Source organism: Shinella zoogloeoides (assembly GCF_022682305.1).
Classification (GTDB): Bacteria; Pseudomonadota; Alphaproteobacteria; order Rhizobiales; family Rhizobiaceae; genus Shinella; species Shinella zoogloeoides_B.
The window spans coordinates 4,164,527-4,191,110 of sequence record NZ_CP093528.1 but is presented as its reverse complement, the minus strand read 5'-3'; the positions used below and the strand labels follow the sequence as shown (position 1 = coordinate 4,191,110).

The following is a 26,584-nucleotide window of genomic DNA, read 5'->3' as shown; positions in this document are numbered from 1 at the left end:
TCACGCCCCCGGATATGCCAGGGCATGCGCCTGTTTGGTTACCTCGATAGCTTCGAGATTGGTAAGCTGGAAGCGCTCGCGCAGCTCCGGAATGACGGGTCGCGCCAGCGTGGTACGGTGCTTATGAAGCCAGAGAGCGGCAACCTTTACGCGGTTGGCCGATGCGTCGATTTCCTCAATCTTTTCAAAGTCGCATTTCTTGAGGTTGGACAAGTCAGCGGACTGATTTTCAAGGCTGCTCGCACAACCTCTCTGTCCGCCATCTTCCCCTCTCTTGTTGCTCTTTCAGCCGGTGTCGAAGCGTTGCGCTGCCGGCGCTCTTGCCAATCCCTGTGCCCGCCATACCTCCATTCTCGACAAGCGAAGAGGATTGGCCATGGGAACATTCAGCTCCATCAAAGACAGGCTGTTCGGCGGCGCGCCGGCGCGCAGGGCCTCGGCGTCCGAAACGCCCAGCCTCGAAAGCGAGGTGTCCGCGACGCTTGGAGGCGCGAATGCCGAGCCTCAATCCCTGATGCGCCCGGAACCCGTCGACGTGGCCGCCCTGCTGGACGCGGCGGCGGAAAGGAGCGGCCGACCGCTCGACTGGCGCCATTCGACCGCGGATCTGCTAACGGCTCTCGGCGTCGATTCCGGCCTTGCCGCGCGCGAGGATCTTGCGGGCGAGCTGGGTTATCCCGGCGACAGGCGCGATACCGCCACAATGGACATATGGCTTCGCAAGGCGTTGCTGAACGCGCTGGCCGAGAACGGCGGCAAGGTTCCCCGCGAACTTCTCGATTGATCCTTGCCAATCTGCGCCCGGAAGACGTCGCGGACTGCTCCGCAAGCGCGACGTCCTTAGCCGGGACTCAGGCGAGCCAGGCCGGCAGGCGGGGTGGCACGCGGCCGGTCAGCGCGGCCTCGATGCAATCGGCAAGATTGCCGAAGCGCACGGTGCGGCCGGAAAGGCCCGGGCCATAGTGGGCGTATTTGCCGGAATTGGTGATGAGCGTGCGCGTCTTCGGCGGGAAGACCGGCTCGGAGATCGAGCACCAGCACAGATCCGGCAGGACCTGGACGCCGCCCTCCCTCAGACGCGTGAGCACGTCGCCCGCTTCCGCCATGACATCGCGGCCCGCCGTGACGATGACGGCGACGCTTTCATGCCGCTTGCGGCCACCCAAGGCATCGGCCAGCGCGCGGCATTCCGAGGCGGAGGCATGCGGGCTGCCGATGGCGACCAGTTCCACTTCGGCCGGCCCGTCGTTGAACATCGTCCAGACCTCGACCATGTCGGCGCGGGTAATGGTGGTCCGGTCGGCATCGGCGGCGGCCGCCCCCTCCGCCTCGGGCGTCACGCCCTCGATATGCAGCATCGGCGCGGCGGAGGTGGTGCCGAAGGCGGCGCAGAGGGCCTTCAGGTCGTCACGCGTCGGCTTAGCGACGGCAAGGCCGGTGAGCAGCGGGATGCGGTCGGGCGCGGCGCGGCCGGCGAGATAGCCGACGAGCGGCCAGAAGGCGTCGTCCACATTCTCCGGCAATTCGACGTCGATGATGCGCTTCGCCTTGCGGTGCTGTTCGAGATAGACGCCCGAGAGCGGCGCGCGGCCGGTGAGCGCGATGCAGAGATCGAGGAAATCCGGGTGCTTGGCGGTGCGTGCGCCGAGCACGGTGTTGGCGAAGATCACGGCATTGGATTCCGCCCAGGCGATGGCCTCACCGGCTTTTGGCGCGCTGTCGAGGAGATAGGGGGAACAGGTGAAGGTCGGACGACAGCCCATGCGCACATAGGCGTCGGCAAGGCGGGCGGCCGGATCGCCGAAATCGTGCGGCACGCCCTGCTTCTCCCAATTCGCCCGGTCGACGGAAATGGCGTTCATCGTGGTCGGCACGCGCACCTTCGCGCCCATGTCGGCCATTTTTTCCGCGAAGGTGAGGTTAGCGGGGCTGGCATAGATGCAGCCGTCGATATGGCCCTGCACCACGTCGACAAGCTTCGTCGCGCCCTGCTGCGCGGCCATGGCGGCGGTGATGCGCAAGGCGAGCTGCACGGCGACGCCGTCGCGGCCGTCCAGCATGGCGCGGTCGTCTTCGGTGAGATCGAGCGCGGCGGTGGCCGGCGGGGCGACGGGGATCGTGAGGCCATCCGCCTCGATGGAGGTTTCGCCGATCCGCGCCGTCTTCGCGCGACAGAGCGCGTCGAAGGCCTCATGCGAGAGGCGCAGCACCGGCAGCTCCTTGCCGAACATTTCCGCGGCGATCAGCGCGCCGAGCGTCAGCACGTCCTCGGCCTCGCTGAAGACCAGCGCCGCCGGCGCGCGGCCGGTCAGCGCAAGGTCGAGCAGCACACCGGAGCCGGTGCAGGAACCGCGGCTCGACGGCATCATCAGGATACCGCCGGTGATCGTCCTGCCGTGCAGGGGATGGTGCACGTCGATGACCCGGCCCGTCGCCGGATCGACGCCGCCCCAGAAGCTCAGGGCCTCCCCGGCTGCAATGATCGGACCGGAGGCTGTTCCGGAAAGAATGCTGCGGGCGGAGAGGTTGGCCATGGAACTGCCCCTAGAAGCGTTGCGGCGAGAAGGAGGCGATGTCGATCGCCGTCCTGCCATCGGTGAGAAGTTCGGCGACGAGGCGGGCCGTGCCGGCCGCCTGGGTAAGGCCGAGATGACCATGACCGAAGGCATAGACGACATGCGGCGTCGCGCGGGCGCGGCCGATGGCCGGCAGGCTGTCCGGCAACGAGGGGCGGAAGCCCATCCACTGCACGCCGCCTTCGGGCTTCAGGCCGGGCAGGAAGCGCCGCGCCTTTTCCAGCATGGCTTCCGACCGGCGGAAGTTCGGCGGTAGCTTCAGTCCGCCAAGCTCCACCGCGCCGCCAACGCGGATGCCGGTCGAAAGCCGGGTGACGACGAAGCCATGGCCGCCGAAGGTGACCTGCGTGCGCAGGTCGAAGGCGTCGGCCGGCAGCGTCGTGTTGTAGCCGCGCTCGGTTTCGAGCGGGATGGTTTCACCGAGCGAACGGGCGACCTGATGCGAGAAGGCGCCGGCCGCGAGCACGACCTTTTGTGCCCGCAGCGTCCGGCCGTCCGTCGTGCGGATTTCCACGCCGCCCTCGATGGGGTTGAGGCTGGAAACCTCGGCGCGCTCGATCTTGCCGCCCCTGGCGCGGAAATGATCGGCCAGCGCCAGCGTGTAGAGCTTGGGATCGGCGATGGAATACCAGCCGGGCGTGAAAGTGCCGTGGGTGAAGCGCGGCGCAAGACCGGGCTGGATCGCCGCCATCTCGTCCGCGCCCATATGGCGGAACTCGATGCCGTGTTCCTCGCGCGCCTTCCAGCCGGGCAGGGCGGCGTTCAGCTCGGCCTGGCTTTCATAGACCTGGAGATTGCCTTCCTTGCGCAGCATGGCGGCCGTGCCGGTCTCTGCAAGGAACGGTTCCAGCTCGGCCTTGGACAGGTCCATGAGGGCGGTCTGCGCGGCGGTGGAATGGGCGACGCGGGCGGCCGAGCAGGCGCGCCAGAAGCGGAACATCCATGGCGCGATCTGCAGCGCATAGGACGGCGGCACGGAAAGCGGCCCGAGCGGATCGAGCAGCCATTTCGGCGCCTTCCTCAGGATGCCCGGCGAGGCGAGCGGCAGGATATCGGTGAAGGCGAAGGCGCCCGCGTTTCCTGCGGATGCGCCGGCCGCCGGCTCCTCCCGTTCGAGGACGGTGACGGAAAGGCCGCGGGCCTCGAGCGCGATGGCGGCGGAAAGGCCGACCACGCCGGCGCCGATGACGACGACGCCGGGTTCGATTTCAGTCTGCATCTTTACCTCAGTGGGTGGCGGCGAGGAACGCCTGCAGTTCCGGGTTCTTCGGCGCGCCGAAGAGTTCCTCCGGCGGAGAGATCTCGGCCATCACGCCCTTGTGGAAGAAGGCGACGCGGTCGGAGACTTCGCGGGCGAACTTCATTTCGTGCGTGACGCAGATCATCGTCATGCCTTCGGAAGCGAGCATGCGCAGCGTGTCGAGCACTTCGCCGACGAGCTGCGGATCGAGCGCCGAGGTCACTTCGTCGAACAGCATGTAGGCCGGCGACATGGCGAGCGCGCGGGCGATCGCCATGCGCTGCTGCTGGCCGCCCGACATGCGGCTCGGATAGACCTTGAGCTTGTCGCCGAGGCCGACATGGGTGAGCTGCTTGACGGCCATCGCCTCGGCTTCCGCCTTGGACTGGCCGAGCACCTTTACCGGGGCCAGCATGACGTTTTCCAGCACCGTCAGGTGCGGGAAGGCGTTGAACTGCTGGAACACGATGCCGAGCTTGCGGCGCAGCTTGTTGAGGTCGGTGCCCTTGGCATGGACATCCGTGCCGTCGACGACAATGCGGCCGGCATCGATGGTCTCCAGACCGTTGATGCAGGTGAGCAGCGTCGACTTGCCGGAGCCGGAGCCGCCGATGATGGTCAGCACCTCGCCCTTCTGGACGGTGAGGTTGATCCCCTTCAGGACTTCGAGCGTGCCGAAGGATTTGCGGACGTTTTCGATCTCAATCATTGGACCACCGTCTTTCGAGGTAACCGCCGAGCCGGGCGATTGGGAAGCTGATGATGAAGTAGATGGCACCGCAGATCAGCAGGATGAACAGCGGTTCCTGAAGGCGCGTGACGAGGATCTGCGAGGCGCGCAGAAGCTCGATGAGGCCGAGCCAGAGCACGAGGGCGGAGTCCTTCATGACGCCGAGCGTCAGACCGATCCAGGCGGGCAGCGAGACGCGGGTGGCGAGCGGGGCCACGATGTAGCGCATGTCCTGCCACCAGGTCAGCCCGAGCGATCGGGCCGCGCGGCGCGTGGTCGGCGGCACGGAGGAGATGCCGCCGCGCACGATCTCGGTGCAATAGGCCGCCGTATAGAGCGACAGCACCACGCAGGAGGTGGTGAAGGGCGCCCAGCCGAGCTTGAGGATCGATTGCAGCGCATTGCCGAGCACGAGCTGGATAAGCAGCGGCACGGAGCGGAAGATATCCAGCAGGAAGGTCAGCGGCAGCGACCAGTAGGTGCCGGCCTGGTTGCGGATGACGCCGAAGACGATGCCGAGGACGGTTCCCGCGATGACGGAGACGACGGTGACGGCAAGCGTCATGGCCGCGCCCTGCGCGAGGAAGCCGAGATCGGCCATGGTGAGAGCGGTATCGAACATGGCTTACCCCTCTCAGTAGCGGAACATGCGCGTGGCGGCGAGGCGCGCCGCCAGCGTCACGGCCTTGGCGATCAGGTAGTAGATGACCGCCGCGAGCGCGAAGAATTCGAAGGTGCGGAACGAACGGGCGTTCAGTTCCTGGGTGATGCCGGCGAGGTCCGTATTCATGCCGACGGTGACGCCGAGCGATGTCATCAGGATCGCCCAGACCATCTGGTTGGTGGCCGGCAGGAAGGCGACACGCAGCATCTGCGGCAGCACGATGTAGCGGAAGGCCTGCAACGAGGTCATGCCGAGTGAGCGGCCGGCCCGGGTCTGCGTCTCGGGGATCGCCTTCAGCGCGCCGCGGAAGTTCTCCGCGAGATAACCGGCATTGTTGAAGGCGATACCGACCAGGAGCGCCGTATAGGGGCTGAGGTGGATACCGAAATTACCGAGGCCGAAATGGGCCATGTAGATCTGGAAGAGAGCCGGCGTGTTGCGCGCGATCTCGACCCAGGCGGTGGCGAAGCCGCTGAGAATGCGGTTGCCCGACATGCGGAAGAGCGTCAGCGCCAGGGCGACCGCCAGACCGATGGCCATGGAGAGGATCGCGATCTGCAGCGTGACGAGCGCGCCCTCGAGCATCTGCGGCAGGGCCTTGAAGGCCTGATTCCAATGGAAAGTATAACTGAACATTGCCGTCTCACCCTTTGAAACGACCGACGGCGCGGGACGGAGGCCCCGCGCCGCCGGGCAAGCGGCAGATTAGCGATAAACGCCGTTCACGGACAGGTCCGGCACCTCGCCGCCAACCCACTTTTCGTAGAGTTCCTTGTAGCGGCCGGTACGGACCTGCTGGTTGACGAACAGGTTCAGGTAGTTGATCAGGCCGTATTCCTCACGGTTGGTGAAGAGCGCGACATAGTCGATGTCGTAGGGAGCCTTGGCGACGACCGAGATGCCCGGGAACTTGCCGGTCTTGACGTTCGACTGGGCGACCGTCGAGGTGGAGACCGTGGCGTCGATCTGGCCCTGGCTCAGCGCGAGGAAGACGTCGGCCTGGGTCTGGTACGGACGGAACTCGCCGACGCCCCATTCCTTGACCGTCTTTTCGAGCGCGATGGCCTCGAACGTGCCGGCGGTGGCGCCGACAGTCTTGCCCTTCATGTCCTCGAAGGTCTTGATGCCCGCCTTGTCGTTGGCCGTGACGGCCATTTCGAAGGCGAAGTAGGGGATCGACATGCCGACCGTCTTTGCGCGCTCCAGCGTGTCGGAGGTCGAGGCGACGCCGACGTCGACGCGGCCGGACATCAGGGCCGGGATACGTTCCGGGAAGGGAGTCTCGACGATCTCGGCCGTGACGCCGAGCGCCTTGGCGAGGTCGTTGCAATAATCGACGTCGAAGCCGATCGGGTTGTTGCTCTCGTCACGCGCGCCCATCGGCGGGAAGTCGAGAACGACGGCGCAGCGCAGCGTGCCGGACGAGATGATGTCGTCCAGCTTGTCGGCCTTGGCCGGGCTGGTCAGAGCGGTGGCGGCAACGAGGCCGAAGGCGAGGACCGAGGTCTTCTTCATTACTCTCTCCCTGGATTGATCTGGCAGTTCACGCGGGCGGAGGTCCGTCCTGCGCCGGAAGCGTAAACCGGATTTTTAAAATACAAGAAATATACAAAAAGTATATCCCTGATCGATAAAATAATGGGCCGGGCCTCCCTTTGGGAAGCCCGGCCCACCGGAAAATCAACAGATTGAATCAGTTGAGGAAATCTTCCGGCAGCAGGCCTTCCGGCATGTTCTGGTAGGAAACCGGGCGCAGGAAACGGCGGATCGACATCGTGCCGACGCTCGTCGCGCCGAAATTCGTCGAAGCCGGATACGGGCCGCCATGGACCATGGAATCCACCACTTCGACGCCGGTCGGGAAGCCGTTGACCAGAACGCGGCCGGCCTTGCGCTCGAGAACCGGGCGCAGGCGCTTTGCGTCTTCGAGATCGCCGGCATCCATGTGGATGGTCGCGGTGAGCTGGCCTTCGAAGTTGCGGGCCAGCTTTTCCATCTCGTCGACCGAGCCGACGCGCACGACGAGGCCAAGCGGACCGAAGACTTCCTCGGAGAGCGCATGGTCGGCGAGGAACTGCTCGCCCGAAATCTCGAAGAGGTTCGGCAGGGCGTCACGGCCAGTAGATTCGGTGGTGAAGAGCGGCTTGACGGTGTTGCGGCTCTCAAAGCGCGCCTGGCCGTCGTGATAGGCCTTGGCGATGCCGTCGGTCAGCATGGTCTGCGCGCCGACCTTGCCGAGCGCCTCGACGGCGGCGGCCGTGAAGCGGTCGGCATCCGGGCCGTCGGCGACAATGGCGATGCCCGGATTGGTGCAGAACTGGCCGGCGCCCATGGTCAGCGAGCCTGCCCAGCCCTGGCCGAGGCCTTCGGCGCGGGCCTTCATGGCTTCCGGCAGCAGGAACATCGGGTTGACCGAGCCGAGTTCGCCGAAGAACGGGATCGGCTCCGGACGGGCGGCGCAGAGGTTGAAGAGGGCGCGGCCGCCGGCCAGCGAGCCGGTAAAGCCGACGGCCTTGATCAGCGGATGCTGCACGACGGCTTCGCCGACCTGGCGGTTGCCGCCCTGGATGAGCGAGAAGACGCCCGGATGCACGCCGGTCTTCTGGATGGCGGCCAGCACGGCCTCGGCGACGATCTCGCCCGTGCCGGGATGGGCCGAGTGGCCCTTGACGACGACCGGGCAGCCGGCGGCCAGCGCGGCGGCGGTGTCACCGCCGGCCGTGGAGAAGGCGAGCGGGAAGTTGGAGGCGCCGAAGACGGCGACGGGGCCGATCGGCCGCTGAATCAGACGGATTTCCGGGCGCGGGGCCGGCTGGCGCTCCGGCAGGGCCGCGTCGAAGCGGCGGTCGAGATACTCGCCCTTCTCGACATGATCGGCGAAGAGACGGAGCTGGCCGGTCGTGCGGCCGCGCTCGCCCTGAAGGCGCGCGACCGGCAGGCCGGTTTCCTGCGTACCGATCTCGGTGATGGCGTCCGCACGGGCTTCGATCTCGTCGGCGATGGCGCGCAGGAAGGCGGCGCGGGTCGCACGCGACGAATAGCCGTAGCTCAGGAAGGCTTCTTCCGCGGCCTCGGCGGCGCGGTTCACCAGTTCCACCGTGCCGACGGCGAAGGCATGCGCCGGGCCATGGGCGGGCGCGGAGGTGAAGGTGCCGTTGCCATCGAGCCATTGTCCGGCGACGAGATGTTTACCGTTGGGGGTGAAAGCCATTTGACGTACCTTTCTTGCGGAATGATGCTCGCCGGATATAGGAAACGGCAGGGCGAATTGCACTTGTCGAAATCTTGTATACTCTATGTATGCAAATGTTCAATCGCCAACCTGCATGGGTCGGCACCAGCCTGAAGAGACGAAAGATGACGCAAACCACCACGTTGACGATTGCCGCGCTTCACGAGCGAGTCGAAGCCATCTTCCTGAAGGCTGGCCTGAACGGCGTGCAGGCCGGCGCGCTTGCCCGCGTCATCGTCGCCGGCGAGCGGGATGCCTGCAAGTCGCACGGCATCTACCGCATCGAGGGCGCGCTGCGCACGGTCAAGGCCGGCAAGGTCAAGCCGGACGCCGTGCCGGAACTCGACAGCAACGAGGGCTCGGCCATCGTCAAGGTCAATGCGAAGGGCGGCTTTGCCAATCCCGCCTTCGAGCTCGGCGTTCCCGCCCTTGCCGAACGTGCCCGCAAGCTGGGCATCGCCGCGCTCGTCATCAACGACTGCACCCATTTCTCCGCCCTCTGGCCGGAAGTCGAGGCCGTGACCAATGAAGGCCTTGCCGGCCTCGTCATGTGCCCGAGCTATGCGACGGTCGCGCCGACGGGCGGCAACAAGCCGCTGCTCGGCACCAATCCCTTCGCCTTCGGCTGGCCGCGCCCGAACGGCTCGCCCTATGTCTTCGACTTCGCCACCTCCGTCGCCGCCCGCGGCGAGATCGAACTGCACCGCCGCGCCGGCAAGCAGCTTCCCGAGGGCTGGGCGATCGACGCAGACGGCAACCCGACGACCGACCCGGAAGCCGCGCTCGCCGGCGCCATGCTGCCCTTCGGCGGGCACAAGGGCTCGGCCATCGGCACGATGATCGAGCTTCTCGCCGGCATCATGATCGGCGATCTGACCAGCCCTGAAGTGCTCGACTATCTCGGCACCACGACGCTCGCGCCCTTCCACGGCGAACTCATCATCGCGATGTCCCCGGAAGCCTTTGCCAAGGGCCGCCCCGGCGATCCCTTCGCCCGCGCCGAAACCCTCTTCGAAGCCATCGTCGGCCAGGGCGCGCGCCTGCCCTCCCAGCGCCGCTTTGTCGCCCGCAAGACCTCCGAGGCGAACGGCGTCACGCTGACCGCCGCCGAAATGGAACAGCTCGACCGCCTGCTCGCCAAGGGCCTCGACACGATCGCCTGATCGCAAAAACGTTCCTTAGCCGGCGAAACGGCTTTCACGACCAGCATCCCCGGGTCCGCCCCGGGGATGCATCACGTCCGCACCCCCTCGCTTCCCGAAAAACCGCACCCAAATTTTCCCCGCTCCCGCAAACCGTGCCTACAATCCCTCATCCCGCCGCGGATACACCGCAAGGCGTTGCGGCGAGGCGGGGTCGGCGCGGGGCTTGAGGGGTAGACGCGAAACCTCATGCACCGGGTCCGCGGAAAATGGTCTCCCTCCGGCGATCCGGGGGAAGCGGCGGGCATCGGACCGGTCCTGCCGTTTCACCCGATAAACTCGGCGGGCGTGCCTGTGTGGCACATAAAGGGGTGGAGTCGCGCCAGGGTGACGTCCGGGGCCGAAAGGCCCGGTTTACCCGAAGCAGTGGAAGACGGTGCCGACCGGCAGCCATGGCTGCGGCGCCGTAAGCCTGAGGGCGTGCATGGCCGCCTCGAAAGAGGGGCACGCTACTGTTCCCATGGATAGCCACCCTCCCAGAGAGACCGGAGTCGCGGGCAAAAACCGCCGAACGGGGCGCCGGAAGGGGCCATGTATAAACACTTCAGATGAGGCACCGCCGGCGCCCCGTCCGATGCTCTTTGACAAGCCACGGGCGGGCTTCCGCCGCGTGAACGAGGCCGCATGGCCACAAACGAAAAGGCCCTCCTTGCGGGAGGGCCTTTCGCATACGTCGTAAGCGGCCTGAAGATCAGGCCTTGTACTTCTGCACGGCGCCCGGCAGCTTGCTCCATTCGGCATACCAGGTGTCGAACAGCTTGAGCTGGGATTCGACATAGCCGCGCTGGCTGTCGGAGAGGGCATCGGTCTCGTTGAAGTGCAGCGTGTATTCCTTGTCGCCCTTCAGAACCATCATGTGCTTGAAGTAGAGAACGAGGTCCGGGCCTTCGTCGAAGGACGAGAGCACGGCGAGGGCCGATTCCAGTTCCAGCGCGCGCTGGCGGGCGTCCGGATCGCCGGCGGCGGCGGCCTGTGCGAGGGCGCACATGTGCAGCACTTCCTTCGGCAGCACGCAGCCGATGCCGGTGATCGCGCCGACGGCGCCGCAATCGACGAAGCCGGTGAAGACGCAGGTGTCGACGCCGATCATCAGCGAGACGTCATCGTCGCGGCTGGTGATGTTCTCGGCCGCATAGCGCATGTCGGCGGCGCCGCCGAATTCCTTGAAGCCGACGAGGTTCTTGTGGTCCTGACGCAGGGCGAAGAACAGGTCGGCGCGGGTGGCGAAGCCATAGTAGGGGCTGTTGTAGATGACGGCCGGCAGGTCCGGAGCAGCCGACAGGATCGCCTTGAAGTGGTTCTTCTGGGCAGCGACGACGGAGCCGCGGGACAGGACGCGCGGGATTACCATGAGGCCCTGCGCGCCGACCTTCTGGGCGTGGGCGGCATGGGCGACGGCCGAAGCCGTGTTGACGGCGCCGGTGCCGACGATGACCGGGATACCGGCCTTCACGAGGCGCTCGACGCCTTCCATGCGCTGCTCGTCCGTGAGCAGCGGCCAGTCACCCATGGAGCCGCAATAAACGACGGCGGACATGCCCTTGGCGATAAGCTCCTTGCCCTTGCGGACCAGCTGGTCGAAGTCCGGCGTGCGGTCGTCCTTGCAGGGGGTCATCAGGGCGGGAATGACACCGGAAAAAATCTTGGCCTTCATGTCGATCTCCTTTGGGCGGTTCTGGCGACGAGGCGGCCGGCACGATGCACGAACCCTCCCCCTCTCTCGATCATGGGTATAGCAGTTTGTATTTTATTTGTCGACAAGAAAAATACAGAAGCTCAAAGCGCGATGTCGAGCCTGTCGTTCCGGCTGAAAAGCTTCTGCACCTGCGCGACGATGGCCTCGGCATGGGCCTTGCCGAGCCGGTCCGCCTCCTCGATGTCGCGCGCCTCGATGGCGGCGATGATCGCGGCATGCTCGTCCACGAAGCGCTGCGGGAACTGTTCCTCGTAGGACTGGTAGTAAAGCTGCAGGATACGCCGCCCCTCGTCGAGCAGCCGGCGGAACAGGCCGGTGAAATAGGGATTGCGGCCGGCCTCGGCGATGGCCGCGTGGAAGGCGGCATTGGTGGCGATCATCGTCAGCGAATCCCGCCCCGTCAGCGCCGCCGCATAGTCCTCGTGGAAGCCGCGGATGATGGCGAGGTCTTCCGGCCGGTGGTTCTGCGCCGCAAGCCGCGTCGTCACGCGGTACATCAGCACCATCGCGTCGAAGAAGGTGTGGAGGTTCAGGAAGTCGATGTTCGACACCATGGTCGAGCGGTTCGGAAGGGTCTCGATCAGCCCCTCGCCGGCCAGCCGCACCAGGGCCTCGCGGATCGGCGTGCGCGACATCTTGAACCGCTCGGCGAGCTGCACCTCGTCGATCGGGCTGCCCGGTGCGAGTTTCAGGTCGAGAATCTCGTCGCGCAGCAGGTCGTAGACCATCTTGACGCCGGAGCCGCGCTTGCGCTCGGGCAGGGAACTGGAATCGGTGGCCGTCATGGAAAATCCTTTTGTCGACAAAAGAAATACAATTCTCTGGCCGCGCTATCAATCGGTTAAAAGGGCATTTTGATGAAAGCGGAGTCAAGGGGCCGGCAGGGCCGGCAACGGAGGGGCGGAGCCCCCACCGGCGCTTCAGCCTCGCTGCTCCCGCAGGAAGGCCATCAGCGACTTGCCCGCGTCGAGCACATGATCGCGGGTCAGCTGTGAGGCGAGGTCAGCGTCGCCCTTCTCGCAGGCGGCGAGGATCGCCTCGTGCTCGCGGCCGGCGCGCGGCACGCCGTCGGTGAAGGTGAGCTGGGCGCGAAGATAGCGGTCGATGCGGTCGAGCGAGGAGCGCACATTCTGCAGATAATAGGGACGGTGCGCGGCCTCATAGAGGCTCGTATGGAAATTACGGTTGATCTCGCCCCAGCGATGCGGGTCCATCTCCCGGTCGAAGGCGTCGCAATAGCGCCGCGCCCGGTCCAGCACCTCCCGGTCGAGATTGGGCACGGCAAGCCGCATCACCTCGGCCTCGATCAGGGCGCGGAACTCGAAGATCTCCTCGATCTCCTCGATGGAGAGGCCCGCGACGACAGCGCCCTTGTAGCGCTGGGTGGTGATGAGGCCGTGCTGCTCCAGCCGGGACAGCGCCTCGCGCACGGGGATGCGGCTGGTGTTGAACATCTGCGCGATCTCTTCCTGTCGAAGGCTCTCACCCTCGGCAAGTGCGCCCTCGATGATCGCCTTGCGCAGCGATTCATAGACGATGTCGGCCGCCGAGGCGGCCTGCCTGACATCGACGGCGGCAAATTTCATCACGTCCGACCCCTGACAATGGAGTTATGGTCATAGGTGGAATTCCGCAGCGGGGCAACATGCGGCCGCTGGCGGTGTCACCCGTAAAAAGCCAATTGTATATTGGATCCAATCTTTCTATGAAAGGGCCATCGCGTCGGTCGGGCTGTCCGCATCGCCGCCCCGCAACCTGAAACCGGAGGAAGCGCCATGCGCAGCAGCAAGGTCATCCATATCGTCTCCTGCCACGCCGAGGGCGAGGTGGGCGACGTCATCGTCGGAGGCGTCGCCCCGCCGCCCGGCAAGACGCTGTGGGAACAGCGCAAGTTCATCGCCGAGGACCAGGCGCTGCGCAACTTCGTGCTGAACGAGCCGCGCGGGGGTGTCTTCCGCCATATCAACCTGCTGGTTCCGCCGAAGGATCCGCGCGCCACGATGGGCTTCATCATCATGGAGCCGGAAGACACGCCGCCGATGTCCGGCTCCAACTCGATCTGCGTTTCCACCGTGCTGCTCGACAGCGGCATCGTGCCGATGGTCGAGCCGGAAACCCATATGGTGCTGGAAGCGCCGGGCGGGCTCGTCAATGTCGTGGCTGCCTGCCGCAACGGCAAGGCCGAGCGCATCACCGTCACCAACGTTCCCTCCTTCGCTGACAAGCTGGACGCCAAGCTTGAAGTGGAGGGCCTCGGCACGCTCACCGTCGACACCGCCTATGGCGGCGACAGCTTCGTCTTCGCCGACGCCCGCGCACTCGGCTTTTCCGTGACGCCGGACGAGGCCCGGGAACTGGCCGAGACCGGCATCCGCATCACCAAGGCGGCCAACGAGCAGCTCGGCTTCACCCATCCGGAAAATCCGGAGTGGAGCCATATCTCCTTCTGCCAGCTCACCCTGCCGGTCGAGGAGCGCGACGGCGCGCTGCATGGCCGCAACACGGTCGTCATCCAGCCGGCCAAGCTCGACCGCTCGCCCACCGGCACCGGCTGCTCGGCGCGCATGGCGGTGCTGCATGCCCGCGGCCGGATCAAGGTCGGCCAGCCCTTCTCCGGCTATTCGATCATCGATTCGCGCTTCGACTGCCGCATCGTCGGCGAAACCACCGTCGGTGGCCGCCCGGCCATCATTCCGGAAATCTCCGGCCGTGCCTGGATCACCGGCACCAGCCAGGTCATGCTCGACCCCGCCGATCCGTGGCCGGCCGGCTACCGCCTTGCCGACACGTGGCCGCGCAAGCAGTAACGGGCACATCCCGGCGGCGCACAAACGCCGCCGGGCGACGGAAAAGACTTTGACCTTCCCGCAAGGGTGCGATAATCACCAAGTCATCTGATGACTTGGTGATTATCCATGCACTCCCTCAGCAAGACCAATCTCGCGGACACCGCAGCCGAGGCGATCCGCGCCGAAATCCTCGCCCGCCGCTGGACGATCGGCGAAAAGCTGCCGAACGAGGCGACGCTTTCGACCATGCTGTCCGTCAGCCGCGGCACCGTGCGCGAGGCGGTGCGCGTCCTCGTCTCGCAGGGCATCCTCGAAACGCGGCAGGGGTCCGGCACCTATGTGCTGTCCACGGCCGACACCACACGTCCCCTCACCATGGCTCGCCGCGCCGGGCTGCGCGACCAGTTCGAGGCCCGCCTTGCGCTCGATGCGGAGGCGGCGCGCCTTGCGGCATTGCGCCGGACGCCGGCCGTGATCGCTGGCCTGCGCACGCTCCTTGCCGAGCGCGGCAACTACGAGGGCGGCGACAAGGCAGCCTTCATCGCCCGCGATTTCGCCTTTCATCAGGCCGTGATCGCCGCCTCGCAGAATGCCGTGCTCATCGGCATGTACGATTTCTTCTCCGCGCTGATCGCCGAAACCATCGAGGCGAGCCTGAGGGAAGACCTGCCCGAACCCGACATGGCGGCCCACGCCGCCATCGTCGACGCCATCGAAAGCGGCGATCCCGACACGGCGGATGCCGCCGTACGCCGATTCATGGCTCCCGTCCTTTCCACTCTCGACCGATTGCTTCTTTCATGACCCATGCCCTTTCCAACGACCCCGGCTCCATCGACCTGATCGACGCCGAGGCCGACAGCGTGCCCGCGCCCGAGCCACACCGGCCGAAGGGCCTTGCGCGCTTCCTGCTCGGCGCCAGCCTCGTGCTTATCGCCTTCAACCTGCGCCCCGTCTTTTCCAGCGCCTCCGCGCTGCTGCCGGAAATCCGCGACGTGCTCGGCCTGTCGCCCACCGGAGCGAGCCTGCTGACCACGCTTCCCGTCGTCTGCCTCGGCCTGTTCTCGCCACTCGCGCCGCGCCTTGCCCAGCGCATCGGCACCGAGCGCACGCTGCTCGCCGTCGTCTTCCTGCTGGCGCTCGGCACGGCGCTTCGCGGTCTCTCCTCCATTCCGCTGCTCTTCCTCGGCACGGCGCTGGCCGGCGGCAGCATCGCGGTCGGCAACGTGCTGCTGCCCGGCCTCGTCAAGCGCGACTTCCCGGACAAGGCCGCGATGATGACCGGCTTCTACACCATGGCGCTCTGCGCCGGCGCGGCCAGCGCCGCCGGGCTGACGCTGCCGGTCGAACATGCGCTGGGCGGCTCGCTCGATGGAGCGCTGGCGATCTGGGCGCTGCCCGCCCTTCTCGTCGGCCTGCTCTGGCTGCCGCAGGTCCTCGCCACCCGCTCGCAGCCCAAGCGCGCCGGCTTCCGCGTGGAAGGTCTCTGGCGCGACCGGCTCGCCTGGCACGTCACGCTCTTCATGGGCCTGCAGTCGGCGCTCGCCTATTGCGTCTTCGGCTGGCTGGTGCCGATCCTGCGCGAACGCGGACTGGACGGCGTGACGGCGGGCGCCATCGTCTCCGTCTCGGTCATGGTGCAGGCGGCCTCCTGCCTCGTCGCGCCGCATCTTGCCGTGCGCGGCAAGGACCAGCGGCTGATCAACGTCACGCTCTGCGGCTTCGCCGTCGTCGCCCTTCTCGGCCTGCTCTTCGCTCCCCTTTCGACCGTATGGTTCTGGGCCGTGCTGCAGGGCATCGGCCAGGGCGGGCTGATCGCGGTGGCGATGACCGTCATCGTGCTGCGCACGCGTGATCCGCATATGGCGGCGCATCTTTCCGGCATGGCGCAATGCGTCGGCTACCTGCTCGCCGCCATCGGCCCGCTGGTCGTCGGCCTCATTCGTGGCTGGACGGGGAGTTTTGCGTGGAGCGCCGTGCTGATCGTTCTGCTTGGCCTCGGGGCCGCCATCAACGGCTGGTTCGCCGGAAAGGCGCTCTACGTCAACGCGCGCACCGTGGAAACGTCCGCCTGAGGGCGGACGGTGCCGGTTTGCGTGACGATCAGGTCCATCGGGATATCGTGCGGCTGCGGATGGATCGTGGCGAGCCTCGCCGAGCTGTAGCCGATACCTATGACGCGCGGCCGTGCCGGCAGGGCGGCAAGCGTGCGGTCGAAGAACCCGCCGCCATAGCCGAGCCGGTAACAGGCCGGATCGTAGCCGACGACCGGCGAAATGACGACATCGGGCACGCATGGATGCCGCTGCGCGGGGATGGGGATGTTCCAGACCCCGCGCGACAGCGCGTCACCCGTCTGCCAGAGATGGAATTCCAGCGGCCGCCCCTTCTCGACCACGACCGGCAGGGCGGTCCGCCCGCCCCGCGCGGCGACCTCTTCCATGAAGGGGCGGAAATCCGGCTCACCGCGAAACGGCCAGTAGGCGCTGACGATACGGCCCGAAACATCGCCGATTTCCGCGAGCACGCCCGCCGCGATGGCCTCGCCCCAGCCGGCCCGCACCTGCGCCGGCACGGCGAGGCGCTCCGCGATCAGCCGCTCCCGCTCGGCCTTGCGCCAGCGGTTGACATCCGTCCAGGCAAGCGGCGCGGCGAGGCCGGAATAGGCCGGGTCGATCTCGTGCAGGAAACAGGCGGGAGAGGCGAAATCGTTCGTGTCGTCCTCGGCCATCGCACCCTCCCCGATCGGCTTCAGCAGGCCGAAAGGCCGGCTTCCAGCCCGGCCAGAAGATCGTCGACATGCTCCAGCCCGACGGAAAGCCGAAGCAGACCGTCGCTGATGCCGGCGCGGGCACGCGCTTCCGGTCCCATGTCGACATGCGTCATCGTCGCCGGATGGGCTACGAGGCTTTCAACCCCGCCAAGCGATTCGGCGAGCGTGATGACCTTGACCGCCCGCACGAAGCGCTGCACCGCCTCCACGCCGCCGGCAAGCTCGAAGCTCATCATGGCGCCGAAACCCTGCTGCTGGCGCCGGGCGAGCGCATGGTCCGGATGATCGGCAAGGCCGGGATAGTGCACGCGGGCGACAGCGGGATGGCCGACGAGCCGTTCGGCAATCGCCATCGCATTCTTCTCCTGTCCCGCCATGCGGGCGAAGAGGGTTCTAAGGCCCCGCAGCGTCAGCCAGGAATCGAAGGGCGCGGCGATGGCCCCCGTCACATTCGCCCAGTGGCGCAGCGCGCGGGCCTCGCCCCCGTCGGCGGCGATCACCGCCCCGGCGATGACGTCCGAATGGCCGTTCAGGAATTTCGTCGTCGAATGCAGCACATAGTCGGCACCGAGCGACAACGGCTTCTGCAGGGCCGGCGACAGGAAGGTATTGTCGACGACGACGCGCGCCCCGGCCGCCCGCGCGAGGGCGGAAAGGGCGGCGATGTCCACGACGCGCATCAGCGGATTGCTCGGCGTCTCGATCAGCACCAGCGCCGGCTTGCCGGAAAGCTCCGCCGTAAACGCCGCGTGGTCCGACTGATCGACCAGCGCGAGCCGGAGTTGACCCAGCCCGGCGCGCGCCTTCAGGAGCCGCATCGTGCCGCCGTAGCAATCGTGCGGCGCGAGCACGAGGCTGCCGACGGGCAGCCGGGTCAGGAGAATATCCACCGCCGCCATGCCGCTCGGCGTCAGCACCGCGCCGGCCCCGCCCTCCAGCTTGGTGATCGCCTCGGCCAGCAGGTCGCGCGTCGGGTTGCCGACGCGGCCGTAATCATAGGCGCGCGGCGTATCGAAATCGGCGAACTGATAGGTGCTGGACAGATAGAGCGGTGGCGCGATCGCGCCGAAGGCGGTATCGCTCGCCACGCCATGCGCCGCGGCAACGGTTTCCGGTTGAACTTCAATCGCCGTTCGCTCGGTCATCGATGCCACTCCTCATGTCGGTCAGATGAAAATTAACGGGGACGGTTCCCCCTGACAAATGAATTCTACCGCCGCCGGATGGCTTGCAACCGAAAGGCCTCAGGCCTTTTCCGCCAGGAAATCGGCAAGCACGGCGGCATGGTTGAACTCGCGGTTGCGCGAGCCGTAGAGCAACGTCACCCTCCCTGCCGCAACATGCGCGCGAAGCGCCTCCACCGCGGGATTACCCTGCAACTCGGCGCGATAGCGCTGCCTGAATTCGTCCCAGCGTTCCGGCCGGTGGTCGAACCACTTGCGCAGCTCGGAGGTCGGGGCGACCTCCTTCATCCATTCGTCGAACGCCGCCTTCTCCTTCGAGATGCCGCGCGGCCAGAGCCGGTCGACGAGGATGCGCTCGCCGTCGTCCGCCGCCGGTTCGTCATAGACGCGCTTGATCCTGACGGACATGGGCTAGCCTCCCCGGTTGCCGCGCACCGTGCATTTGAGATCAGAAAGCAGGCCGTCCTGCAAGCCGTAGACCCAGCCGTGGATCGATACGTCGCGGCCCGCCTGCCAGGCCGCCGTGAGGGTCGGCGTGCGGGCGAGGCGCTCGACCTGCGCGGCGACGGAGGCCTCGCAGAGCCGGTCGAGATCCGCATCGCTCCAGGAGCCGCATTCCCGGCATTCGAAACGCCGGTCCGCCACATCGCGCACGGGCTGGAGCCAATGGTCGATCAGCCCGAAACGCTCGCCGCTGACCGCGGCGCGGATGCCGCCGCAGCCATAGTGGCCGCAGATGATAATGTGCTTCACGCCGAGCTGATGCACGGCATATTCGACCACCGACAGCATGTTGAGGTCGGCGGGATGGATGAGATTTGCGACGTTGCGGTGGACGAAGACCTCGCCCGGTTCCAGTCCTGCGATCACATTGGCCGGCACGCGGCTGTCGGAACAGCCGATCCACAGGTACTCCGGCTGCTGAAGCGTCGAAAGGCGCTCGAAATAGTCCGCCTTCTCCGCCTTGCGCTCGGCGGACCACACCTTGTTCCTGGCAAAAAGATCGTCGATCATCGCAGGGCCTCACTCGTTCGGGATCAGCGAGCTATCCGCCCATAGTTGCCTTCTGTCAAACCGACAGGGCGTCGCAGGGGCGGCGTTCGGCCGCGCTGCCGCCCGCCACCCTTGACTTTACCTGTGCCCTCACCCCATCATAAGAGCATGATGACGACGCACGACCTTGCCCGATTCCTGAAACGGCTGTTTCCTCTCGCAGGACACTAGCCCCTCGGCTTGGTCGCGTCGCGCCCCGGCCGTGGGGCGATAGCGGTTCCGTCATTTTTCGGTAACCGCGTCAGGATTGCGCGACATCATTCCCCAGTTTTCCGACTTTCCACGCGCCCGCAGGGCCGCGTGAACCCGCGCGAGGTTCTCATGACCGCCACCAAGACCAAGGGCCGCCGGCCCGCCATCACCATCGCCCGCTCCGAGCACGCGCGCCTGTCCAACCTCGCCGACATGCTGGCCGAGCGCGATCCGCATGCCGCCGAGCAGCTTGCCGCAGAACTCGACCGCGCGAAGGTGGTGGACGACGCACGCATGGCCCCGGGCGTGATGCGCATCGGCTCCACCGCCGAATTCCAGATCGACGAGGAAGCGCCGCAGACCGCCGAGCTGGTCTTCCCCAAGGACGCCGACATCTCCCGCCAGCGCATCTCCGTGCTGACGCCGGTGGGCGCGGCGCTGCTCGGCCTTTCCGCCGGCCAGTCCATCGAATGGGCCGCGCGGGACGGGCGCGTGCGCCGTCTCCAGGTCATCGCCGTCCATGCAGGCGCGCCGGACACGGCCCGCGCCTCGTAAGGCTCCGCACCCATGAAATTCCTGTCCTTCTCCCAGACCGGGCGCATCGGAGGTTGCCTCGTCGCAGGATCGTGACCCCCTGCGCCGCATGCGCGGCCAGGGGGCTTCTCCACCACGGACCTTGATGCCCCGCCGCAAAGGGCGGGCAGGATGGAGAATGACGATGGGACGGGATCCCGGAATACTCACGACGAGAGACGGCTACGTGCTGGACAGGATGCTGCGCGACTGGCAACCGCTGGCGGAGGAATGGCTGGCGCTGCTGAAGCGCAAGCTTTCGGCGGACCGCCTGCCCATGGACGCCCCGGTACCGGCCGGCCTTGCGGTAATCGACGCGCGCGTCGCCTTCCGCTGCGCCAGCGGGCTGACCGACAGCCGCACCCTCTGCCTTCCCCGCGACCATGTGCCGGGCGGGGCCTTCCTGCCGATCACCACCTTCTACGGACTTGCCCTTCTGGGTCTGCGGGAAGGCGAGGCGCTCCACTTCGACAGGCCGGAGGGACGGCACGACTGGGTACGGCTGGAAAAGGTGCTGTACCGGCCGGCGGCCCCCGGAGCACCGGCGACCCAGCCAACCTTCCGGCTGATCGCGGGCGGCCTTGCCGGACGCGCCATCCCGGCCGCCAACGAAAACGGCCCCGGACCGGGTCCGGGGCCGTCTGCCGCCTGAGAAGGCGGGGTGCGGTCAGATCACGCCCTGTGCGCGCATGGCTTCCGCCACGCGGGTGAAGCCGGCGATGTTGGCGCCGAGCACGTAGTTGCCCTTGGCGCCATATTCCTCGGCCGTCTCGGCGCAACGGTTGTGGATGCCCGCCATGATCTGGCCGAGGCGGTCGCGAGCCGTCCCGAAGCTCCAGCTATCGCGGCTGGCGTTCTGCTGCATTTCCAGCGCCGAGGTGGCGACGCCGCCGGCATTGGCCGCCTTGCCGGGGCCGAAGAGCACGCCCGAATCCTGGAAGGCGCGTACGGCTTCCGGCGTCGAGGGCATGTTGGCGCCCTCGGCGACGGCGATGACGCCGTTCTTGATCAGCGTGCGGGCATCCTTGCCGGACAGCTCGTTCTGCGTGGCGCAAGGCAGCGCGACCTCGCAGGGCACATCCCAGATGGAACCCTTGCCGGTCGCGATGAAATGCGAACCGGCCTTCGCCTTGGCATATTCCGACATGCGCTCGCGGCGCACTTCCTTGATCTCCTTGACGAGATCGAGATCGATACCCGCGTCGTCGACGATGTAGCCGCTGCTGTCCGAGCAGGCGACGACCTTGGCGCCGTAGGCAATCGCCTGTTCCATGGCGTAGATCGCGACATTGCCCGAGCCCGAGACCGTGACGCGCTTGCCGGAGAAGTCCGTGCCCTTGGTGGAGAGCATGGCCTGGGTGAAGTAGACCGCGCCGTAGCCGGTCGCCTCCTTGCGCACCAGCGAGCCACCGTAGCTGAGGCCCTTGCCGGTGAAGACGCCGGCTTCGAAGCGATTGGTCAGGCGCTTGTACTGGCCGAACATCCAGCCGATCTCGCGGCCGCTGACGCCGATATCGCCGGCCGGCACGTCGGTATGCTCGCCGAGATGGCGGTGCAGCTCGGTCATGAAGGACTGGCAGAAGCGCATGATCTCCAGGTCGGACTTGCCCTTGGGGTCGAAGTCCGAGCCGCCCTTGCCGCCGCCGATCGGCAGGCCCGTCAACGCGTTCTTGAAGATCTGCTCGAAGCCGAGGAACTTGATGATGCCGAGATTGACCGAGGGGTGGAAGCGCAGGCCGCCCTTGTAGGGGCCGAGCGCCGAATTGAACTGAACGCGGAAGCCGCGGTTGATCTGGACCTGCCCCTTGTCGTCGACCCACGGCACGCGGAAGATGATCTGGCGTTCCGGCTCGCAGATGCGCTCGATCAGCGCGTCCGTCAGATAGCCGGGGTGTTTGGAGACGACCTGGCCGAGGCTTTCCAGCACTTCGCGCACCGCCTGGTGGAATTCCGGTTCCGCCGGGTTGCGCTGCAGCACCTGGGCAAGGATGGGTTCAAGCTTCTCGTCGACGGTCGCCATGACGACACTCCTTTCGTCTCTCGGTCTCACATTCTTCGGATGGGGCCGCCGGCTTGTCGCCGGGCGGCGGGGTGACATCGTCCGGCCATGGTCAGATCCCCTGCCCGTGGCCGCCCATCAGGACGGTCCGGCCGGTCTGGGAGAGGCTTTTCGCCAGCGTCGCCAGAAGATCGGTCTGGGAGATGACGCCGATGGCGCGGCGCGCCTCGTCGATCACCACCACGGCATGAATCGAGCCGTCCGTCAGGCGCGGGATGAGGCCGATCGCCGGGTCGGAGGGGCTTGCGGTCGCCGCCTGGGAGATCGGCAGATGCGCAGCCGGCGCCATGGCGGCCAGCTCGCGCAGACCCACGGTGCCGACAAGCCGCCCCTCGCCGTCGAGCACCGGCAGCGTGCGGATGTCGTGGTCGAGAAGCTGCGCGCGCGCCACATCCGCCGTCGCATCCGCCTGCACCGTCACCACGTCGCGCGACATGATATCGGCGCAGGTCAGTTCGCCGCGCTCGCGCAGCAGCGCCTGCAACTCGACCTGCCGCAGCAGGGCGTCGAGGTCGGCGCGGCTGATGTCCAACGTCTCGTTGAGGCTGGCGACGGCGGCGTCGATATCCTCGGTATTGAAGCCGACGCGGAAGGCGGCGGGCGGATCGGCCGTCTTGTGCGTATTGACCGGCGCGACCGCCTGCCGATGCGGATATTGCCGGCCGGACAGGCGGTGGAACACGATGCCGAGGGCGACGAGGATCATCGAATTGACGGCGACCGGCATGAGCGGGAACCAGAAGCCGGCCCGCGTGACCGCCGCCCCGCCGATGACCGCCGTGAGCGCGGCCGCGCCGCCCGGCGGATGCAGCGAGCGGGTAAGCGACATGGCGAGGATCGCGAGCGCCACGGCAAGGCCGATGGCGATTGCCGGATCCTTGACGAGCGTCAGCACCGTAACGCCGACAAACGCCGAAATGGTGTTGCCGCCGACGATCGACCAGGGCTGGGCCAGCGGACTGGCGGGGACCGCAAAGAGCAGCACGGCCGATGCGCCGATGGGCGCGACGATGAGCGGCAGATGGACGTCGTTGCCCATGAAGAAGCCGCAGACGAGGCCGGTGAGGCAAATGCCGATCAAGGCCCCGAGGCAGCCGATGAGGCGTTCCTTGAGCGTGGCGCCGGCCAGAATAGGTGTGAACAGCCGGAATTTGGACAGAATGCCCGCTTTTCGGGCATCGTGTTGAGGTGGGGCCACGATAATCCTGATGACAAAAGGCAAATGATTATTTTCTAGGCTTATGTGCCTATCGCGCCATGGACGCAAGGGTGCGCGAGGAAGATTCTGTTTCGCCGGGACCGGAAGAAAAGCGGGGTGTCGCAGGCAACAAAAAAGCCCGGCTAAGCCGGGCTTTTTTGATATATCCGGATGAACCGGATCGGGAATTTGGTGCCCAGAAGAGGACTCGAACCTCCACACCCTTTCGAGTACCAGCACCTGAAGCTGGCGCGTCTACCAATTCCGCCATCTGGGCGACGGAGAGCCATGTAGAAGGCCCGCTCGCCGGTGTCAACAGGCTTTTTGAAGTTTTTGCAACGGCTTGGCGAAAAGCCTGTTTATCGGCTCGCCGCCCATTCGCGAATGCGCCCGAGACCGGCCTGCAGAAGCCGCGTGGCGGCGGCCTCATCGGCGGCTTCCACGTAGCAGCGCATTTCCGGCGCATTGCCGGAGGGGCGGAAATGGACGACGCTTCCATCCTCCAGCGTCACACGCAGACCGTCGATATCGCTCGTCTTCTGCGGCACGCCGATGGGCGCGAGGAAGGCCGCAAGCGGGCCGGGGCCCGAACGCAGCTCAGCCATCAACGCCGCGCTGGTCTCGACCGGGAAATTCTCCAGCCGGTCGCTCGCGGCGGCCGGCAGGGCGAAGCCTGCCGCGATCTCCGACAGCGGGCGCTTTTCGGCTGCGGCGAGCGCCAGAACGGCGAGCACCGGCATCAGGCTGTCGCGAGTCGGCAGCGGGGCGAGGACATGGCCGTTCACCGGGAAGGGCGTGGCGGTCAGCGTGCCGCCATTCGCCTCGAAGCCGGCAACGGCCGTTTCGCCGGCGGCAACCGCCTCGTTCATCGCCGCGATCACATAGGGCGAGCCGACCCTCGTGCGCAGCACCGCGCCGCCGACGGCCGCCTCGATGCCGGAATTGGAGGTGACGGGCGTAGCGATGGCGCTTGCGCCGAGGAAGCGGCAGGCGATGAGGCCGACGAGGTCGCCGCGGATCGGCGTGCCGGTCTCATCGGTGATCAGCGGCCGGTCACCGTCGCCGTCGGCGGAGATGATGGCATGCAATCCATGTTCGGCCGCCCATCCCTGAAGGAGGGCGACGGTCTGCGGAGAGACTGCCTCCGTATCGACCGGAATGAAGGTTTCAGAACGGCCGAGCGCGACGACATCCGCGCCATAATGCGCGAGCACCGAGACGAAGAGGTCGCGCGCCACGGTCGAATGCTGGTAGACGCCGACGCGCAGGCCGGCAAGGCTGCCGTCCGGCAGGAGTTGGCGGTTGCGCGCGCCGTAGAGCGCCATGGCCGCCGCACCAAGGTCCTCCGCCGTCTCCCGCGCTGCGTCGAAAACCGTACCTTCGGCGCGGATCGCCTCTGCGGCGGCGGTGATGGCGGCCTCGTCGGTCTTGTCGATCTCGCCGTCCGGCCTGTAGAACTTGATGCCGTTGCGGTCGGCGGGAATGTGCGAGCCGGTCACCATCAGGCAGGCAGCCTTGCGCGCAAGGCCGAGAAGGGCAAGGGCCGGGGTCGGCAGTTCGCCGCAATCGCGGGGGGCAAGGCCGGCCTTGCGCAGCGCGGCGATGGCGATGGCCGAGATGGCGGGGCTGGACGCACGGAAATCGCGGCCGACCAGGATCTCGTCACCCGGCTGCGCATGGCCCGCCGCCAGCAGGTGGCGCGCGAAAGCCGTGGCGTAGAGCGCGCTCGCCGGCCCTTCGAGGTCCACCGAAAGCCCTCTCAGGCCGCTGGTTCCGAATTTCAGGCTCATGCGTTCACCCCTGCCTCTTGCGGATCGAAAATCCGGCGATACATCCCGTCCATGCGCGGTCGCGATCATCAATAAAACAAAATGCGTGAATGGAATGCAAAGCAGGGACGTGACAGGGAGAATTCCCGCCAGAACCAGTGAGGATCACATGACAAGGATTCGAAATCTCGTTTTCGGGTACACGATGGCTATCGCATCGGCAATCGCGCCCATGGGGGCGGCCGGAGCCGCCCCACTCGCCGTGCCGGACATGAAGGCGCAGGCGAAGCGCGACGTTACCAAGGCGCAGGTGGAATTCTGCATCGGCGACGACTGCGGCTGGGAGCGTCCGCGCTACTATCGCCGCCACCACCGCCCGTACTACAATTATGACCGCCCCTATTACCGCCCGCGCTACGAGCGGCCGCGCTACTATGGCGGCGGGCGCAACGCCCATGTGCGCTGGTGCCTCAACCGCTACCGCACCTACGACCCCTATACCAACCGCTACCATGCCGGCGGCGGCGTCTACCGGGTCTGCTATTCGCCCTACCGCTAGGGCCGGGGCGAACCTTCGAACGGACGGCGGGTCACGGCCCGCCGTCTTCGCATCAGCCGGCGGCGCCGTCCGTCCTGTCGGTATGGCCGAGATCGCGGCCCGGCTCGATGATGTCGCGCACGCGCTGCTTCAATTCCTTCGGCCCCGGAAAGCCGCCATCGCGCTTGCGTTCCCAGACGAGCGCATCGCCGACGCGAATTTCGAAATTGCCGCCGGTGCCCGGAATGAGGGCGACCTCGCCGAGCGTGTCGGAAAAGGTCGAAAGCAGCTCCTGCGCCATCCAGCCGGCCCGCAGCAGCCAGTTGCATTGCGTACAGTAGAGAATGGAAACGCGCGGCTTCTGCCCGGACATGACGGCCTCCTTCATCGGCGCCCACAGCATATAGCAGCGGACGCGGCTTGGCACGCGCCCGGCCGCGCCAGAGTCTTTCCGGCAGGAGTGCGTCGCGGGTTTGCGTCCGGGACCATGAAAAACCAAAGCGATAGAGCGTTTCCACGTTTCGAGGAAAAGCGGAAACGCTCCAGCCTCACGGAAATGTCACCTTGATTTGTCAAGTTTTTCCAGGCGACCATCTTGTCGTTGCGCGATTCGTGAAACAGAGGTGGCGCATCGCAACATTCCGACAGGAGACCGCCATGACCGAGCCTGCCAACAGCCGCCCCCGCCTTATCATCCCCAGGCTCGGCAGCCTGTATGCAGCGCTGCACGAAAGCGCGGAAACGCTGCTGCGCGTCGCCGCCGGAGCGCTGCTCGCCACGCACGGCTACGGCAAGATCCTCGATCCCTTCGGGATGACCAGCATGGTCGAGCATCTCGGCTTCTATCCGGGCGTCTTCTGGTCGCCGCTGCTCGCGGTCACCGAATTCTTCGGCGGCATCCTGATTGCGATCGGCCTCTTCACGCGCCCGGCCGCCTTCGCCGCGATGATCGTTCTCGCCGTCACCGCCCATTTCCATGGCATCGTGCGGAGCGAGGGCCTGGCCGGCGCGGAAAAGTCGATCCTCTGGATGCTGGTCATGCTCTTCTTCGTCATCCGCGGCGCAAACCGCCATTCGGTGGACGCGAAGCTCGGCCGCCAGTTCTGACGGCCGCCT

At 66.6% G+C, this 26,584-nt stretch carries 28 protein-coding genes and 1 tRNA gene; 9 read left to right on the top strand and 20 right to left on the bottom strand.

Features of this window, described 5'->3' with window-relative positions; translation table 11 throughout:
- A complete protein-coding gene (locus MOE34_RS20720; RefSeq protein ID WP_242219418.1) occupies window positions 1–213 on the bottom strand; it encodes a hypothetical protein in 213 nt (70 codons plus the stop codon).
- Between the two features lie 163 nt (window positions 214–376).
- On the opposite strand from MOE34_RS20720, the gene MOE34_RS20715 reads away from it, so the two are divergent.
- Window positions 377–784 (top strand): DUF3597 domain-containing protein, encoded by a 408-nt coding sequence (locus MOE34_RS20715; protein ID WP_242219416.1) that lies wholly within the window; start codon window positions 377–379, stop codon window positions 782–784.
- A gap of 67 nt (window positions 785–851) precedes the next feature.
- On the opposite strand, the gene MOE34_RS20710 is transcribed toward MOE34_RS20715, so the two are convergent.
- From MOE34_RS20710 to MOE34_RS20680, 7 genes are all read right to left on the bottom strand, one after another.
- Window positions 852–2,534 carry an aconitase X gene (locus MOE34_RS20710; RefSeq protein WP_242219414.1) on the bottom strand — a complete coding sequence of 561 codons (1,683 nt, stop codon included), beginning with the start codon at window positions 2,532–2,534 and terminating at the stop codon, window positions 852–854.
- 10 nt (window positions 2,535–2,544) lie between these two features.
- On the bottom strand, window positions 2,545–3,795 hold the full coding sequence (locus MOE34_RS20705; RefSeq protein WP_242219412.1) for an NAD(P)/FAD-dependent oxidoreductase: 1,251 nt from the start codon (window positions 3,793–3,795) through the stop codon (window positions 2,545–2,547).
- Between the two features lie 7 nt (window positions 3,796–3,802).
- Entirely contained in the window at window positions 3,803–4,525 is a 723-nt protein-coding gene (locus MOE34_RS20700; RefSeq protein WP_242219410.1) for an amino acid ABC transporter ATP-binding protein, read from the bottom strand.
- Window positions 4,518–5,168, bottom strand: a complete 651-nt coding sequence (locus tag MOE34_RS20695; RefSeq protein WP_242219408.1) for an amino acid ABC transporter permease — start codon at window positions 5,166–5,168, stop codon at window positions 4,518–4,520. Before MOE34_RS20695 ends, MOE34_RS20700 begins: the two co-directional genes overlap by 8 nt.
- Before the next feature lie 12 nt (window positions 5,169–5,180).
- Window positions 5,181–5,846: an amino acid ABC transporter permease gene (locus tag MOE34_RS20690; RefSeq protein ID WP_242219406.1), complete on the bottom strand. Its 666-nt coding sequence runs from the start codon at window positions 5,844–5,846 to the stop codon at window positions 5,181–5,183.
- Window positions 5,847–5,915: 69 nt separating this feature from the next.
- Window positions 5,916–6,725, bottom strand: coding sequence for a transporter substrate-binding domain-containing protein (locus MOE34_RS20685; protein ID WP_242219404.1), 810 nt, complete (start codon window positions 6,723–6,725; stop codon window positions 5,916–5,918).
- Window positions 6,726–6,903: 178 nt separating this feature from the next.
- The gene (locus MOE34_RS20680; protein ID WP_242219403.1) at window positions 6,904–8,421 is read right to left on the bottom strand and encodes an aldehyde dehydrogenase (NADP(+)); all 1,518 of its coding nucleotides are present in this window, start codon (window positions 8,419–8,421) and stop codon (window positions 6,904–6,906) included.
- Between the two features lie 146 nt (window positions 8,422–8,567).
- Between MOE34_RS20680 and MOE34_RS20675 the strand changes: the two genes are divergently transcribed.
- Window positions 8,568–9,605: an Ldh family oxidoreductase gene (locus MOE34_RS20675; protein WP_242219401.1), complete on the top strand. Its 1,038-nt coding sequence runs from the start codon at window positions 8,568–8,570 to the stop codon at window positions 9,603–9,605.
- Window positions 9,606–10,335: 730 nt separating this feature from the next.
- Here MOE34_RS20675 and MOE34_RS20670 read toward each other — a convergent pair.
- The 3 genes from MOE34_RS20670 to MOE34_RS20660 form a co-directional block, all read right to left on the bottom strand.
- Window positions 10,336–11,298, bottom strand: coding sequence for a dihydrodipicolinate synthase family protein (locus MOE34_RS20670; RefSeq protein WP_242219399.1), 963 nt, complete (start codon window positions 11,296–11,298; stop codon window positions 10,336–10,338).
- Window positions 11,299–11,420: 122 nt separating this feature from the next.
- Complete coding sequence (locus MOE34_RS20665) at window positions 11,421–12,125, bottom strand: GntR family transcriptional regulator (RefSeq protein ID WP_242219385.1); 705 nt, start codon at window positions 12,123–12,125, stop codon at window positions 11,421–11,423.
- A gap of 135 nt (window positions 12,126–12,260) precedes the next feature.
- Window positions 12,261–12,926 (bottom strand): GntR family transcriptional regulator, encoded by a 666-nt coding sequence (locus MOE34_RS20660; protein WP_242224166.1) that lies wholly within the window; start codon window positions 12,924–12,926, stop codon window positions 12,261–12,263.
- 189 nt (window positions 12,927–13,115) lie between these two features.
- Between MOE34_RS20660 and MOE34_RS20655 the strand changes: the two genes are divergently transcribed.
- From MOE34_RS20655 to MOE34_RS20645, 3 genes are all read left to right on the top strand, one after another.
- Entirely contained in the window at window positions 13,116–14,147 is a 1,032-nt protein-coding gene (locus MOE34_RS20655; RefSeq protein WP_242219382.1) for a trans-3-hydroxy-L-proline dehydratase, read from the top strand.
- Between the two features lie 108 nt (window positions 14,148–14,255).
- Window positions 14,256–14,933 (top strand): FadR/GntR family transcriptional regulator, encoded by a 678-nt coding sequence (locus MOE34_RS20650; RefSeq protein ID WP_242219381.1) that lies wholly within the window; start codon window positions 14,256–14,258, stop codon window positions 14,931–14,933.
- Entirely contained in the window at window positions 14,930–16,204 is a 1,275-nt protein-coding gene (locus MOE34_RS20645; RefSeq protein ID WP_242219380.1) for a CynX/NimT family MFS transporter, read from the top strand. Before MOE34_RS20650 ends, MOE34_RS20645 begins: the two co-directional genes overlap by 4 nt.
- Here MOE34_RS20645 and MOE34_RS20640 read toward each other — a convergent pair.
- The 4 genes from MOE34_RS20640 to MOE34_RS20625 all read right to left on the bottom strand — a co-directional run bounded on the left by MOE34_RS20640 (window position 16,168) and on the right by MOE34_RS20625 (window position 19,100).
- Window positions 16,168–16,860: a 5-formyltetrahydrofolate cyclo-ligase gene (locus tag MOE34_RS20640; RefSeq protein ID WP_242219378.1), complete on the bottom strand. Its 693-nt coding sequence runs from the start codon at window positions 16,858–16,860 to the stop codon at window positions 16,168–16,170. The two genes, MOE34_RS20645 and MOE34_RS20640, sit on opposite strands and share 37 nt — an antisense overlap.
- Window positions 16,861–16,880: 20 nt before the next feature.
- Window positions 16,881–18,047 carry a cystathionine gamma-synthase gene (gene metB, locus MOE34_RS20635; RefSeq protein ID WP_242219376.1) on the bottom strand — a complete coding sequence of 389 codons (1,167 nt, stop codon included), beginning with the start codon at window positions 18,045–18,047 and terminating at the stop codon, window positions 16,881–16,883.
- A 99-nt stretch (window positions 18,048–18,146) separates the two neighbouring features.
- Window positions 18,147–18,494, bottom strand: coding sequence for a DUF488 domain-containing protein (locus MOE34_RS20630; protein WP_242219375.1), 348 nt, complete (start codon window positions 18,492–18,494; stop codon window positions 18,147–18,149).
- Between the two features lie 3 nt (window positions 18,495–18,497).
- On the bottom strand, window positions 18,498–19,100 hold the full coding sequence (locus MOE34_RS20625) for a carbonic anhydrase (RefSeq protein WP_242219374.1): 603 nt from the start codon (window positions 19,098–19,100) through the stop codon (window positions 18,498–18,500).
- Between the two features lie 360 nt (window positions 19,101–19,460).
- Between MOE34_RS20625 and rnk the strand changes: the two genes are divergently transcribed.
- On the top strand, window positions 19,461–19,886 hold the full coding sequence (rnk, locus tag MOE34_RS20620; protein WP_160787257.1) for a nucleoside diphosphate kinase regulator: 426 nt from the start codon (window positions 19,461–19,463) through the stop codon (window positions 19,884–19,886).
- Window positions 19,887–20,043: 157 nt separating this feature from the next.
- Window positions 20,044–20,556 (top strand): hypothetical protein, encoded by a 513-nt coding sequence (locus MOE34_RS20615; RefSeq protein ID WP_242219372.1) that lies wholly within the window; start codon window positions 20,044–20,046, stop codon window positions 20,554–20,556.
- A gap of 15 nt (window positions 20,557–20,571) precedes the next feature.
- On the opposite strand, the gene gdhA is transcribed toward MOE34_RS20615, so the two are convergent.
- The 4 genes from gdhA to MOE34_RS20595 all read right to left on the bottom strand — a co-directional run bounded on the left by gdhA (window position 20,572) and on the right by MOE34_RS20595 (window position 24,951).
- Window positions 20,572–21,924, bottom strand: a complete 1,353-nt coding sequence (gdhA, locus tag MOE34_RS20610) for an NADP-specific glutamate dehydrogenase (protein ID WP_242219371.1) — start codon at window positions 21,922–21,924, stop codon at window positions 20,572–20,574.
- Window positions 21,925–22,015: 91 nt separating this feature from the next.
- Window positions 22,016–23,167 (bottom strand): HPP family protein, encoded by a 1,152-nt coding sequence (locus tag MOE34_RS20605; RefSeq protein WP_242224164.1) that lies wholly within the window; start codon window positions 23,165–23,167, stop codon window positions 22,016–22,018.
- A 184-nt stretch (window positions 23,168–23,351) separates the two neighbouring features.
- Window positions 23,352–23,438, bottom strand: a tRNA-Leu gene (locus tag MOE34_RS20600).
- Window positions 23,439–23,520: 82 nt separating this feature from the next.
- Window positions 23,521–24,951: a phosphomannomutase gene (locus MOE34_RS20595; protein WP_242219369.1), complete on the bottom strand. Its 1,431-nt coding sequence runs from the start codon at window positions 24,949–24,951 to the stop codon at window positions 23,521–23,523.
- 184 nt (window positions 24,952–25,135) lie between these two features.
- On the opposite strand from MOE34_RS20595, the gene MOE34_RS20590 reads away from it, so the two are divergent.
- Window positions 25,136–25,489, top strand: a complete 354-nt coding sequence (locus MOE34_RS20590; RefSeq protein WP_242219367.1) for a BA14K family protein — start codon at window positions 25,136–25,138, stop codon at window positions 25,487–25,489.
- 52 nt (window positions 25,490–25,541) lie between these two features.
- Here the strand turns inward: MOE34_RS20590 and MOE34_RS20585 are convergent, their stop codons facing one another.
- Entirely contained in the window at window positions 25,542–25,841 is a 300-nt protein-coding gene (locus MOE34_RS20585; RefSeq protein WP_242219366.1) for a SelT/SelW/SelH family protein, read from the bottom strand.
- Window positions 25,842–26,125: 284 nt separating this feature from the next.
- On the opposite strand from MOE34_RS20585, the gene MOE34_RS20580 reads away from it, so the two are divergent.
- Window positions 26,126–26,575, top strand: coding sequence for a DoxX family protein (locus MOE34_RS20580; protein ID WP_242219364.1), 450 nt, complete (start codon window positions 26,126–26,128; stop codon window positions 26,573–26,575).
- Window positions 26,576–26,584 lie beyond the last annotated feature (9 nt).